Genomic DNA, 14,606 nt, shown 5'->3' with positions numbered 1-14,606 from the left:
CAGGAGTTAGTCTAAACCAATAATCAACCAAAAAATCCGTAAGCGTGCGGCCAGCGTTTCGGATACTTAATCCTCCAACTATGAATCGAAAATCTACTTCACGGATGTGGAGACGGCTATGTATTGTCATTAACCGAACCTATCAGGTGTTACTCATTATACTCCTGATGCATTTGCGGCCCACCACTGCAATTGCCCAATCATCTATTTCTTTCAGCGTGAACAACGCCAGCTTACAATCAGTATTAGCTACCATCAAATCGCAAAGCGGATATGGTATCGTATATACGAAGGAGTTAATGAAGAATACACGCCCGGTTACCGCTTCATTCTCCAGCCAGCCCTTGTCCGTAGTCCTTGCCCGCTGTTTCGACGGCCAGCCGGTCACCTACAAAATTGTAGACCGCAATATTATCATTACCGAAAGGCCTAAAGAATATCCTGCACCCCGTGTCAATGAAGATACGAGCATCGTCGTCATCGGACAAGTGACCGGCAAAGACGGCCCCGTGCTGGTAGGCGCTTCTGTAAAAGTACAAGGCATACCCTCCGGCGTCACCACCAGTAGGGAAGGTCATTTTGTAATCGGTGCCCCCAAGGGCAGCTTGCTCACGGTCTCTTATGTCGGCTTTAAACCCTATTCCATCAGGGTGACCCCTAATATGGGACGTCTGCAAATTGCCCTCGAACAGGTGGAAACCACACTGGAAGCTGTAAACATCTCCAACACCGCAAAAGTAAAAGATCCAACCCTGCAAATAGACCTTACCAACCGTAGTTATATGAATCTCGGGCAGGTACTGCAGGGTACCGTACCAGGATTAAGTCTGCAAACGAGGAGCACCTCTGTTAAAAAAGTCACCAGCATCGGTGTCTGGAACTCAAGGCTGGGCTGGACATTTCTTACACCAGAGCAGTTTCTCAAAGCATATCCAACCTACGGTCAGCTGGTGCTGGATGCCTTCCTTTCCGGCAATTTCCCCAGCTGGATGAACCGGTATATTTACCAGGTAAGAATGACTACCCAGGTTGCGACTACCCTGGTGCCGGAGCTACGGGGCTCTAACTCTTTTGCCGGCAACACTGATGGTATGCTGGTCGTCATAGATGGTTTTCCCAGGGAAGGTTTTCCGTCTGATTTTCCCATGAATAACGTGGAATCAGTAGAAGTCATCAAAGACCCAAAAGAACTGGTAAAATGGGGGCCTAAGGCTATCAATGGCGTCATCATGGTAAGAACCAAACAGGGTAAATCAGGAGAGATCAGGGTCAGCTATTCCGTGAACTTATACTACATGCCTGCACCAAAGTTTGACAGGGAAAAATTATACCTGCCTTCTTCCGCTGATGTGCTGGATTACGTGAGACAATCAGATTCATTATTCACGCAGAACACCTTTAATCCAAATAACACATTCCAGATATCACCTGCGCAGCGGCTACTGAGCCAATTACATAATAATTACATTACGACTGACAAGTTCAATGCCAGCTGGGATTCCCTAAGGAACCTGGACAACGCCTCCCAGTTCCGCAAACTGCAGCAAAACGCCTTTAATCAGAACCATTCCCTTTCATTGATCGGGGGTACAAATAAGTACAGGTTCTCTTTTATTGGCGGCTATGCTACGAATGCTGATAACTCCCTGAACGGCTCTAATAAAATAGTCAGCCTGAACGCAAACAATGTATTCAATCTCCTGCAGGATAAACTCAATATTAACTGGACTTTATATGTAGCGAATACCACTAGTCGCGCAGGTTACAGCATGAATCCAGGTAACCTCACAATTCAGCCTTACCAGCTCCTGCTGGATAATAACAATAAATATGTCTATGACTATTCTGCTTTTAACCCGGATGCCAATGCCGTTATCATGAGCAAAGGGTACTATAATAATGGCGTGAACATCCTGGAAGATGCCCGACTCAATAGCAGCATAAACAAAAGTTTGCAAACGCAGTCCCGTTTAAACCTTAGCTGGAAATTATTACCCGGCTTACAATGGAGTGCTTCGCTGTTAAATACGATACAGGATAATACTGCTGATTTATTTTATGATAAAGGCTCCAGTTATGTACGGCAATTAGTTAATCAGTATGGCCAGTACTATGAAAATGGAGTGAAATTCTATGTGCCTTACGGAGATGTACTTAACAGGAGCAAGAGTAAGAACAAGGAATGGAACCTGCGATCCGGCTTATCTTACAACATATCTTTTGGGCGACATGAAATAGATCTGTCAATCGGTGGCGGTGCTGCCAGTGTAGGTTACAGGCGCCCGAACAATTACGTATTGTATGGTTATAATGCAAAGACAGGTAGAGGGGCTCCTATCTACCTGCCAACACCCGATCCTGCTGCAGCCATCCTAAACTATTATTCGCTTTTTGCCGGCCAGGGTTCTACCGTGTATCCGAATAACCTGGTCGTACCCGCCAATTTACTGAATACAAACTCCCGGAATATCAACTATAACGCAGGTGCGCGTTACACATATAATAAACGCTTCAGCTTATCGGGCCGGTACAATAGTGTGATGAACCCCAGCTATGGGTTGAAAACACCGTATTCTACCTTGTCGAGTTATAATGTGGAAGGTAACTTTGAATTATTCAAAGCGCCGATCAATAAATGGATAGACGACGTATCTGTATCTACCGGTCTGACAGGTACGAAAATGCCGGATCTGCCGGTGAACTATGCCACCAGCAGGTATCAGCAATTATATTGGGAAGACTATGGTATTTGGGTAAGTGGTTATTCTCCTACACAGCAGAGCGGTCAGTCCAGCCGCAATATCTATCAGCGTGTAAAAGTAGGATTGGGAAAGGGGCGGTATGAAGTATCAGTAGGCTACAATTCTCAAAGAATGACTGGCCTGATCAGTTCTACCAGTAAAGTTTATACGACAGCGGGTGACAGCACTGCCATGATTCACTACCTGAGTGCTGTCGTAAGAGCCAACCTGCGAAAAGGATTGTTTACGGCACTTGTATCTTACAATAAATCTCCTGAAGGTCAGAACCAGGTAAATGGAAGTCTGAAATACAATATCGCAAAAGAGTCCTATTTCCACTCAAACCTCATCAGTACCCTTGATGCAGAAGGCCTGATACAGAACATCAGTGCTTACCAGGGGCTGGACCTGATGATGAGTACTAACGTTGCAGGAGGAGGTAGTTATACTATGGCTACCAACAGCTCGTTCACGACACTGCCACCGCAAAACCTTAACTATGAATTCAGAGGCCGGATCGGTATTCTCAATGATCAGTATATGCTGGACATGAGGTATTACAACAGAACAACCTCCGGCGTAAACAGCAGCGTATCTGTAGCAGCAGATGCTTCCAGTGGACTGGGCAGCCAGATCGCCTACAGCAATATCGTGAATAAAGGAGTAGAATTTTTCCTGAAATCGGACCTTGTAAAGCATACAAGATTTTCTTATACACTCATCCTCAATGGCGCCTACAATGCGAATGTGGCCAGATCAGTACCTACGCCAGGTTTTACGGCAACTGATGCTTATGCTACCGCCTATCGTGATGGCTATAATACCAGCAATCTCTGGGCTTTTAAGTGGGCCGGACTGGATAATAAAGGTAACCCCCAGATCTATGATAAAGAAGGTAAGAAGACAGCTGTATTGGATAGTGCAACGGTCGCTTCTTCTCTTACCTATGCAGGTGTATTGCGCGCTCCCTGGAATGGTGGCCTGATTCATGAAGTCAGCTGGGGCTCCTTTTTCGGAAGAGCATCACTGACTTTTAGTATGGGCGCTGTAATGAAAAGATTTATTCCTACACCTTCCACTGAACTGGTGAATAGTAGCCTGATCCGCAACAGATGGAAAAAAGCTGGAGATGAATTGTATACAGACGTACCAGGGATGTCTACTGATGGTGCCGGAAGCTTCCGGGCCTTTGTGACAAACTATTCAACTAACAGCATTATGTCTGCCAATTTTATCCGCCTGCAGGAAGTGATGATCGGCTACCGCCTCCCGCAGCAATTGCTGAAGAGAATGAAAATGAACAGCGCTATGGTGACATTGCAGGGGCAGAACCTGGCCATGTGGACACAGAATAAATATCACCTGGATCCTACCGTAGTGAGTTCTGGCGGCGTGGTGGGTATGCCTGTTCCCAAACAGTATTCATGCAGTTTTATGATAGGTCTCTAATGTTGAACTTTTAAACGCATCGCAATGTATAAAGTTATTTGTTTTTTGCTAAGCATAATTGTGTTGACGGGCTGTGAGAAATTCCTGGACGTCAACCCTTCCACAGAGTCAGTAAACCCTACTACCATTGCGGACTTTCAGGAGATGCTGAATGCAGATTCACTGGCGGTGGGCAATTATATCCTGACAGACCTGATGAGTGATGATGTACGGTTTACAGACATCGAATTAAACGGGCAGGATAATTTTTATTCCCGGTCTTACCTGTGGGGAAAGGTGGTCTGGAATCCTGCTGATGAGGATTACATGTATAACAGTTCTTACACCCGCATCCTGCAGATGAACATTATCCTGAACAGGATTAATGCCGCACCACAGGACTCTGTCAATACGGAAAAGAATCGTAGTAACGTGATCTCCCAGAGTCTTATTCAGCGAAGCTGGTATTATTTGCAACTGGCAAATATTTACGGAGCAGCTTACAATAGTGCAACTGCCGGAACCGATCTGGCTGTGCCGCTGGTACTATCTCCGGATGCAACCGCACAACCCTCAAGAGCTACGGTAAGAGAGGTGTACTATAAAGTGATCACTGATCTGAAACAGGCAGTAAACAACCCTTATTTGCCTGCCCTGGGAAAGAATATTATTCATCCCGGAAAGGCTGCCGGATATGCGCTGCTATCCCGTGCCTATCTCTATATGGCGGCCTATGATTCAGCTTCCCTGTACGCCGATTCCTCACTTGCGCTGGCCAGCTCCCTGACAGATCTGAGGTCTTCGTATTCCGGGCCTACGCAATTGATTGATCTCCGCACAAACCCGGAAGTACTCATGGCAAAAGTGGCTTACGAACAGAACTTTTATTCAATATTCAAGTATTCTTTTCAGCTCAGTTCTTCACTATATAGCCTGTTGTCGTACAATGATGGCCGTTATAATACCAGGCTAAGCGGATATTTCTATAGAACGACCACTTACAATGGCAGCACCACCGTGTTTTCCGATTTCAGTGTCAGTGTGCCTGAAGTGATGTTGACTAAAGCGGAATGCCTGGCCAGGAAGGGTGATGCGGCAGCTGCCATGGCACTGGTGAATACACTGGCAGCAACAAGAATCTATAATTATACAGCAGTCAATGCCAGCTCAGCGGATACCGCATTGGCTTATGTATTGAGAGAACGGCGGCGTGAATTGTTTGTTCATGGCGGGTTACGTTGGTTTGACCTGAAACGGTTCAACGTAAATACCAATACCCAACTCACCCTGACCCGCAAGCAGGATGATAGTACCGTGATCGCTTCACTAGCGCCTTTATCCAGCAGGTACCTGGTACCCTTTACACAAACAGTATTGGCTAACAATCCAAATATGGTGCAGAATGTCAGACAATAAATCAGCAATATATATCGCCCTCATCTTAATAATCGTACAGTTCTCCTGCAAAAAGGAAGACGATCCATTGACGGCGCTGGCGAGGGAATTAGGGTCGTATAAGTATTCCTATATCGAAACAGGTTCTGCGATCCGTTTGAATGGTGCGACTTCAGGAAATACAACACTGACCTACCGTGGGTTTCCGGTATCGCTCACCGGCAGTGCATCCGGAGAGACGGTGGTGACGGCAACCATAGATACTTCATTGATTGCTGCATACAATACCCTGTATAATGAATCAAATCCATCCATTGACACAAAAGCCTTTCGTCCTTCATTCAATGGTACATTCCGCATTGCGGCCAATGAAAAGACAGCTGCTGATTCGCTCTACATACTATTGAATGATGCCTCCGGCCTGGAAAATAATACGCTCTACCTGGTACCCGTTCGCCTAAGCGCCAATAACGGTGGAAAGGTGGCTACCTCAGTTGTCTTCTTTAAAATGATGGTGACTATCACAGCTGTGGATCTCTATGTCAATGGCGGCGCTGCTTTTGAGTATACTTATCCGTATGCAAGAAATGGTAGTCAGTACTGGGGTTTCTACCTGTCGCAAGATGAAGCAGGGAATGTGATTGGACCTTCTTCCCTGGATATTAGTATTGCAGCTGGTGTTCGCTTTCCGGCAGGCGAACTGCATGCATATGCAGTGACAGATGTTAGCGATTCATTGATCAACGCTTTTTCTGCAGCAGCGTATACAAGTTATGAGCGTTTCCCGGAAGGAACTTATAGTCTCACAAAAGCAAGTGCTGTAGTAGCTGCAAATACATTGAATAGTAGTGATAGTCTGAAGCTTTCTTTTAGTAATTATTCAGCTTTTAAACCTGGAACATTCTATCTCATGGGAGTAAAGTTGGTCGCAGATCAGCAGGATCCTCTAAGTGCACCACCCAGAAACGGTGCGGGTGCTTACGCCTTGTTTAGTTTTTACATTTTACAATAATTATGAAAAAAGCATTCATCATAATCAGTCTGCTGTGGTGTTCCTGCCTGAAGGCGCAGGAACTCAAAGATACCACCACTTATGCAGCCGGTCTGCGGGCCAGCCAATACATGTTCTCAGATACTGCCGGTGTGCAGCATTCCCTCGATGAGTTCAAAGGGAAATATATCTACCTGGATCTCTGGGCATCCTGGTGCTATCCCTGTCGAAAGGAATACCCATTCCTGAGGGAACTGGAAAAGTCAGTAAATAAAAAGAAGATAGCGGTGATTAGTATATCCATAGACCAGCATGAATACCGCTGGAAGGGAGGCATGAACGGATATGCCATCAATGAAGGGATTCAGTGGTGGGCAAAAGATACAACCTTTGCCACCGATTTTCATATAGATAGAATTCCTCGCTTTATACTGCTGGACAAAAAAGGAAGGGTCATGCAGTTTTCAATGACAAGGCCTTCCAGTAAGGAAACCATTAAGTTCTTAAATAATCTGAAATAATAGGTATGATGTCTAAAGTAACGATGCTGTTAGTAGTGCTTGCAGGTTCATTTGGAATAGCAAAAGCACAACAACATTTTGTCATCAAAGGAAAGCTGGGCCATGTTAAAGAGCCGGCAAAGGTATATATCATGTACTTCAATAGGTACATGCAGACCGATTCTGCTGAGGTAAGGAATAATGAGTTTACATTATCCGGAGTGGCTGGTCTGAAGCAAAGAGTGAATATTTTTTTACGGCAGGGAGGGCAAGGAGGTAATTCCAGGTACTCCAGCGATCAACTGGCCATTTACCTGGAGGAAGGCGTGATTGAAGTGAGCTCGCCCGATTCACTGCTGCATGCAAAATTAGGCGGTTCACAGCTGAATAAAGATCAGCAGGAATTGATCAGCAGCATGGGAAATGTAAAACAGTTACAGGCCGGTATCATTGCACAGTTCAGGAGCGAACCCGATTCTGTAAAGCGAATGAATCTAATGGAAGATTACAAGCAACTGGATGTGTTGCTGCAAACCAACCTGGCAGGTTTTATCCAGTCGCATCCAAATTCACTGGTAGCCATGCATGCATTAAGGAGCAATTTTAACCCGGTTGACAATGTGGAACTGGCTACAAATTTATTCAATTCAATGTCAGATTCTATCAAGGCTTCCTCTTCGGGAGAATTATATAAAGAGTCTATAGAGAATGTATTCAAACTCAGCGTTGGCAAACCCGCACCTGATTTTGTAGCGAAAGATCTGAATGGTACAGAGAAGCATCTCTCTGATTTCAAAGGCAAATATGTATTGCTGGATTTCTGGGCCAGCTGGTGTGGCCCCTGCCGCAGGGAAAGTCCGAACCTGGTGGAGAGTTATGCAAAGTTCAGCAGCAAGCAATTTGAGATCATCAGTTTCTCAGTAGATAAAGAGGCAGATGACTGGAAGAAAGCAGTAGAGAAAGATCAGTATACCTGGACGAATCTCGTAGATTATATAGATCCTGCAGCATCTGTAGCGAAGCTGTATGGCATAACGGCACTACCAACTAATTTCCTGCTGGATCCATCAGGCAAGATAATCGCGCTGAACCTGAGAGGTGAGGAGCTGGCAAAACAATTGACTGCAATTTTAAATTAATAATTCATGTTTAGAAAATGGGTGTTATTGGCCATGCTTGTAGGATCTGGTCATACATTGCTGGCACAGGATACAATACAGTTCAGGGATGACGATCAGTTCACGAAACTGGTATATAATAATGTGAGAGAAGATATGAAAGGCGGTGGGGTAAAAGGGTTTCGGCAACTCTGGGCTGAATCTGTGAATGTATTACCATCACAGAAAGTAAGTGTGAAATACACGCAGGCAAAAGAAAAGAAACCTATGACGCCGGTAGCGCTGGCGAAACAATTGCATGAACAGGTATTTGTTATCTGGAAATTTTTCAGAAAGACAGAAACGAATATTGAAGGCATTTCGATTGCAGCGACGGCTTTCCCCATCAATGAAGATGGTACGATGGTGACCAATCAGCATGTGTTTGAGGTGTTGTTGAAGAAGACACCTGAATTCTATGAGATGGATAGTACCCTGTTCTTATCTGATGTGAATGGGAATGTTTTTAGTATAGACAAGATATTGAGTTGTGATGAGAATGCGGACCTGGCTTTGTTCACCATTAAAAATGTACATGCAGTAAAGATTCATCCTCTTGCGCTGGGTAATGATGCGCCTGTTGGTACGCCGGTTTACCTGCTCTCGCACCCGGAAGGCTTCCCCTATTATTTTTCATCAGGTCAGGTAGCCCGGAATGCTAAATATGGAGAATTTGGTGCTTATACAGAACGGATGGATATCACGGCTGATTACGCTATTGGTTCCAGTGGCGGGCCAATAGTCAATGAATTTGGCGCATTAATCGGTGTAGTGTCAAGTACACATTCTATTTATGGCAAGCAACGCCAGGAAATGCAGATGGTCGTAAAGCAGACCATTCCGGTAAGATCAATTTATTCAATCATGACAAAATAATTAAAATGAATAGTGTAATAAAATATGTACTGTTTGCGATAGCGACAGTGCCTGCAGGGCTGAAAGCGCAGGATCCGCAGCAATTCAGGCTGGAAGCGTCTATCAAAAAACTGGCAACAGAGCAGAATAACAAAGCTGTATTGATGCATATGCTGCCGGGTAAGATGGTATTTGATACGGTGGATGTGGTGAATGGTACATTTGTAATCACTGGTACTGCACCGGCAAAGCAAAAGGCATTTCTGTATGTAACACATGGTGGAATTATGCCCCAAAGCATTGGCTTAGGTGACAATGTACCTGTGTACCTGGAGAACGGAACGATTAAGGTTACAGCAGCTGATTCATTAAAGCATGCGAAGGTTGGTGGTACACCACTGAACAATGATCAGCAGGCGCTGGTGGACCTGCTGGCACCCATTCAAAAAAAGGTCGATGTATTGGAAATACAATATGCGGCAGCGAATAGCTCGGAAGATTCGCTGCAATCTGCAATGGTGAGAATGCGGTACGAAGCGCTGGAAGCAAAGAAAGACAGTGCTGTGCTGGGTTTTGTAAAAGCACACCCGGCATCACTGGTGTCTTTACTCTCACTGCGTTCATATTTTGATCCTGCTACAAAAATAGAAAAGGCAACAGCGGGATTTGATTTACTGGATCCTGCATTGAAGGCATCATCACAGGGGCAATTATTTGGCAGAATGATAAAGCGGGCTACAGTACTGGATATAGGAGGAGAAGCGCCTGCGTTTACAGCAGCGAATACGGCAGGGGAGAATATTTCATTAAAGAGTTTCAGGGGTAAGTATGTGCTGGTTGATTTCTGGGCTAGCTGGTGTGTGCCTTGTCGCCATGAGAATCCGAATGTAGTGAAAGCGTTTAACCGTTTTAAGGATAAGAATTTTACGATCGTAGGTTTCTCCCTTGATGAAGGGAATGATGGAAAAGAAAAATGGCTGAAGGCCATAGAAAAAGATGGTTTGCCATGGATGCAGTTGTCTGACCTGGCAGGATGGGCAAGTCCGGTTGCCATGTTGTATAACCTGAAAGCGATACCTGCAAATTTCCTCCTGGATCCTTCCGGGAAAATAGTGGCGAAGAACCTGCGGGGAGAGGAACTGGAACAGAAACTGGAAGAAGTATTTGGTAAAAGTTAAGCTTAGCCGATGCGAGTAATATATTTATTGTGCCTGTTAATTTCCTGGCATCCAGGAAGCTTGGTTGCCCAGATTACTGATATTTACAAGCTTCCTGACCCGGGAAAGATGGATTCCGTTTATAAGAGCTATTCTCCGGCGCTGTTACGTGACTGTGTCAGTATTAGTAAGCTGGATGATATCAGGTCTTACATTGCGGCTTCATATGCTTACTATCACAATCAGGCGAAAGTGGAGGAGTATGTGAGCCAGTTGCAATATGGTCCTGAAAAAGGGAATCAGTATTTCAGGATAGCGAGGTCATTTGAAAATGCAAATGACCTGGCACAAACAGAACGATTCGCAAAACTGGCAGCAGATTCCGTAATGGGCTACCTGGAGTTAAATCCTGCAGGCGTTTCACCGGCTTCGATACTGGCTTCTTCATTGGTTTTATTGACTGAGGTACTTGAGAAACAGCGGAAATACGAAGAAGCGATCCGGTGGCTGACGGATAGAACGGAATATTGTTCGGCAAGGAACAGAGCCGGTCTCCTGTCATTGAAAGCAGATATGCTGGTGAAAGCGGCTAAGTATAATGAAGCCCTGGATACCTATACGGCTGTATTAAAAGCAAGGGCAGGGGGAAAAGTGGTTGAGCAAAAGATGAAGCAGGCATATGTGGCCTGGCATGGTGCAGATACGCTGGGTTTTGAGGCCTATTTATCAGACATTAAGGCCAGGATCGCGCATGAATTTAGTGATAGTATCAGCAAGTCTACCTTAAAATCGAAGGCTCCTTTATTTGAGTTAAAGGACCTGGATGGAAAGATCGTGAAACTGGCAGATTATTTAGGTAAAGTGGTGGTACTTGATTTCTGGGCTACCTGGTGTGTACCCTGTAAAGCCTCATTCCCTGCTATGCAGAAGGCGATTAATAAATATAGTGCGGATACATCAGTGGTCTTTCTTTTTATAGATACCTGGGAGTATAATGATAGTATGGAGAAGGAAATAAAGGAGTTCCTGTCAAAGAAGCAGTATACATTCAGGGTGCTACGTGACAGGAAGGACGAAGTCGTGAAACAGTATGGCGTAGATGGTGTGCCTGCAAAATTTGTAATTGATAGGGAGGGATATATAAGGTTTAGTATGAAAGGATTTAACGGAACAGATGAGGAATCGGTAGCAGAATTGGCAGAAATGATCACATTGAGTAGGTAGGTAAATAAAGGGGGCATATGCCCCCTTTATTTATCAAGGCATTCTTCGGCGACTCTACCGCTGGCGTGCCTGCAGGAAACAGGGCGTTTTTATTGCCCGATAGATAACATTAACATAAAAAGACAATGTTTGAAAGAACATTGTCTTTTTTGTATTTAAATTATTATCTTAGTGGCTAAGATATTTACCCAATAAGATATATGGAAACCGAAGTCATCACGCAAATCAGGCGGCTCAGCCAGGCATACGCCTACACCTCCATTCAAATGCATGAGGCCATAGGCCGGAAGGCGGGCCTATCCGGTACGGATCATAAATACCTGGGCTTTTTATTACAGCAGGGAGCCATGACAGCGGGAGAGTTGGCGACCCTTTCCGGTTTGACGACAGGTGCTGTCACAGGATTGATTGACAGGCTGGAGAAGAAGAAACTGGTGAAAAGGCAATTGGCGGAGGATGACAGGCGGAAGGTGATGATCGTACCTGATACTAAGAAGATCATGGCACTGTTACAGCCACTATATAAAGAATTCCGGAAGGAATCAGAAAAACTCTTCGCATCCTTTTCCAATAAGGAATTGAAGGTACTGGAGAAGTACTTTACAGCGGCTATTGATATTATGAACGAGACAACCCATAAATTATGATACTGGATTTTCGGGAAATTGACCATACTAAATTATCATTAGCAGGAGGAAAGGGAGCGAACCTGGGGGAATTGCTAAAGATAGATGGGATCCAGGTGCCGGAAGGGTTTTGCATCACTACGGATGTTTACCAGGATCTCATCAAAGATGTTGCGATCCAAATTGATAAGGATAACATCCCTGCTTCCTGTGCAAGGATCAGGGCGGCTATTGAAGCTCAGCCTGTACCTGGGGAAATTGTGGCGGTGATAGCAAAGTTAGAAGATCTCACCTATGCGGTACGATCGAGTGCTACGGCAGAAGATCTGCCCAATACCTCCTTTGCAGGGCAGCAGGATACCTACCTGAATGTGAGGAAGCAGGATATAACGCAATATATCCGTAAATGCTGGGCGTCCCTGTTTACAGAAAGGGCGGTGGTTTACCGGGAGCAGCATGGTTTTGATCATAGTAAGGTGCTGCTGGCTGTGGTCATTCAAAAAATGATATTTCCGGAGGTAGCGGGCATTATGTTTACAGCAGATCCCGTGAATGGAGATCGGAGAGTGGTGGCAATTGATGCCAGTTTCGGGCTGGGTGAAGCACTGGTCGGAGGACTGGTGAATGCTGATCACTATAAAGTAAAAGGAAACGAAATTATCGACAGGAACATAGGGGGAAAGCATTTACAGGTAGTCGCCAGTAAGGAAGGGGGTACAATACAGCAGGAAATCCCAAAAGAACGCCAAAATTCGCCTGTATTGACGGATAATGAATGTAGGGCGCTCAATGAATTAGGGCGCAAAATCGAGGCTCATTTTGACCAGCCACAGGATATTGAATGGTGTTTGGCGAGTGGAGTATTTTATATGCTACAGAGCCGCCCCATTACAACCTTGTTCCCTATTCCGTCAGCGAATGATTCGGATAACCATGTGTATCTTTCTGTTGGACATAACCAGATGATGACCGATGCCATGAAGCCCCTGGGTTTATCCTTCTTTTTAATGACCACCCCGGCCCGTATGTGCACAGCAGGCGGACGGCTGTTCATCGACGTAGCACAGCAGTTATCACAGCCCGCCAGCCGGGAAATGCTGATCGGTACTTTTGGTAGATATGATCCATTGTTCAGAGATGCGCTGATCACCATCGTAGAACGGGAAGGTTATATTAAACCAACAGGCGATACAGTTCCGACACGTCCACAATTGAAGGTGGAAAATGATCCGGCGATCGTTGCTGATTTAATGAAAACCACGCTGGCATCTATCGAAGCATTAAAACAAAATATCCAGGCACAAAAGGGAGTTGACCTGTTTGATTTTATTCAAAACGACCTGCAGGCTTTAAAAAATAACCTTTCTAACCAGCAAAGCCTTGCAGTGATCATGGCAGGCATGGAAGCCTCCGCCTGGGTGAATGAGAAGATGTTTGAATGGTTAGGAGAGAAAGGTGTAGCTGATATTATTTCTCAATCTGTTCCTGATAATATTACCTCTGAAATGGGGCTGGCATTACTGGATGTTGCGGATGCGATTCTCCCTTTCCCGGAAGTGATCGCGTTTTTACAGGCGGAACATGGTGAACATTTCTTAAATGAATTGAAAGCAATAAATGAGAAGGCCTGGCAGGCCATCGCAGATTTCCTTGACAGGTATGGTATGCGTTGTGTCGGAGAAATCGATATTACTAAAACCCGTTGGCGCGAACAACCGGGAATGTTGGCACCGCTGATATTAAGTAATACGAGGAACTTTGCTCCCGGTGAAAGTAAACGCAAATTTGAGAAGGGTAGAATTGAAGCTGAGCATAAGGAGAAAGAATTATTAGCCCGCCTGCATGAAGAACAAGCTGCTGAGACAAAAGAGAAGATCTGCCTGATCCGGAATTTCATCGGTTACCGCGAATTTCCTAAATACGCCAAGATATGCCGGTATGATATTTATAAGCAGGCCATTTTAAAAGAGGTGGAAGAACTTGTTCAATCAAATATTATTCATGAGAAAGAGGATATATTCTATCTTACTTTTGATGAATTGCGGGAACTGGTTCGTACTCATCAACTGGATGAGCAGTTGATTGATCAACGTAAAGCGGAATTTAAAGTGTTTGAAAAAATGACACCGCCGCGGGTAATGACTTCCGATGGGGAGATCATTAGCAGTACGTACGACAGGGCGGGTCTTCCTGCTCATGCACTTGCCGGGCTGGCTGTTTCCGCCGGGGTAATAGAAGGGAGAGCACGTGTGATCCTGAACATGGAAGATGCCAGTCTGGAAGAAGGGGATATCCTGGTGACTACTTTTACTGATCCCAGCTGGACGCCTTTATTTGTAGCAGTGAAAGGACTTGTGACTGAGATCGGCGGTTTAATGACCCATGGTGCAGTGATTGCACGGGAGTATGGCTTACCTGCAGTAGTAGGCGTGGCAAATGCCACTAAAATTATTAAAGATGGTATGCGGATAAGGGTGAATGGTACGGATGGGTATGTAGAGGTAATTGTATAAATAATTCAAAATATAACAG

Annotated in this window: 10 protein-coding genes; all 10 read left to right on the top strand. The window is 45.0% G+C overall.

What is annotated here, in order from left to right; all coding sequences use genetic code 11:
- Positions 1–80 precede the first annotated feature (80 nt).
- Positions 81–4,190: a carboxypeptidase-like regulatory domain-containing protein gene (locus U0033_RS08875; protein WP_083571814.1), complete on the top strand. Its 4,110-nt coding sequence runs from the start codon at positions 81–83 to the stop codon at positions 4,188–4,190.
- A 24-nt stretch (positions 4,191–4,214) separates the two neighbouring features.
- Positions 4,215–5,585 (top strand): RagB/SusD family nutrient uptake outer membrane protein, encoded by a 1,371-nt coding sequence (locus U0033_RS08870; protein ID WP_083571813.1) that lies wholly within the window; start codon positions 4,215–4,217, stop codon positions 5,583–5,585.
- Positions 5,572–6,576: a DUF1735 domain-containing protein gene (locus U0033_RS08865; RefSeq protein WP_072364737.1), complete on the top strand. Its 1,005-nt coding sequence runs from the start codon at positions 5,572–5,574 to the stop codon at positions 6,574–6,576. Before U0033_RS08870 ends, U0033_RS08865 begins: the two co-directional genes overlap by 14 nt.
- A 2-nt stretch (positions 6,577–6,578) precedes the next feature.
- A complete protein-coding gene (locus tag U0033_RS08860; protein WP_072364735.1) occupies positions 6,579–7,076 on the top strand; it encodes a TlpA family protein disulfide reductase in 498 nt (165 codons plus the stop codon).
- Between the two features lie 5 nt (positions 7,077–7,081).
- On the top strand, positions 7,082–8,194 hold the full coding sequence (locus U0033_RS08855) for a TlpA disulfide reductase family protein (RefSeq protein WP_083571812.1): 1,113 nt from the start codon (positions 7,082–7,084) through the stop codon (positions 8,192–8,194).
- Positions 8,195–8,200: 6 nt separating this feature from the next.
- Positions 8,201–9,088 (top strand): S1 family peptidase, encoded by an 888-nt coding sequence (locus U0033_RS08850; RefSeq protein WP_072364733.1) that lies wholly within the window; start codon positions 8,201–8,203, stop codon positions 9,086–9,088.
- Between the two features lie 5 nt (positions 9,089–9,093).
- Positions 9,094–10,245, top strand: a complete 1,152-nt coding sequence (locus U0033_RS08845) for a TlpA disulfide reductase family protein (RefSeq protein WP_083571811.1) — start codon at positions 9,094–9,096, stop codon at positions 10,243–10,245.
- A gap of 108 nt (positions 10,246–10,353) precedes the next feature.
- Positions 10,354–11,448: a TlpA family protein disulfide reductase gene (locus U0033_RS08840; RefSeq protein ID WP_177318708.1), complete on the top strand. Its 1,095-nt coding sequence runs from the start codon at positions 10,354–10,356 to the stop codon at positions 11,446–11,448.
- Positions 11,449–11,648: 200 nt separating this feature from the next.
- Positions 11,649–12,095, top strand: coding sequence for a MarR family winged helix-turn-helix transcriptional regulator (locus U0033_RS08835; RefSeq protein ID WP_072364729.1), 447 nt, complete (start codon positions 11,649–11,651; stop codon positions 12,093–12,095).
- The gene (ppsA, locus tag U0033_RS08830; RefSeq protein ID WP_072364727.1) at positions 12,092–14,587 is read left to right on the top strand and encodes a phosphoenolpyruvate synthase; all 2,496 of its coding nucleotides are present in this window, start codon (positions 12,092–12,094) and stop codon (positions 14,585–14,587) included. The genes U0033_RS08835 and ppsA overlap by 4 nt, the downstream gene beginning before the upstream one ends.
- Positions 14,588–14,606: the final 19 nt, after the last annotated feature.

This window comes from Chitinophaga sancti (genome assembly GCF_034424315.1).
GTDB lineage: Bacteria > Bacteroidota > Bacteroidia > Chitinophagales > Chitinophagaceae > Chitinophaga > Chitinophaga sancti.
This window is presented reverse-complemented; position numbering and strand designations above follow the sequence as displayed.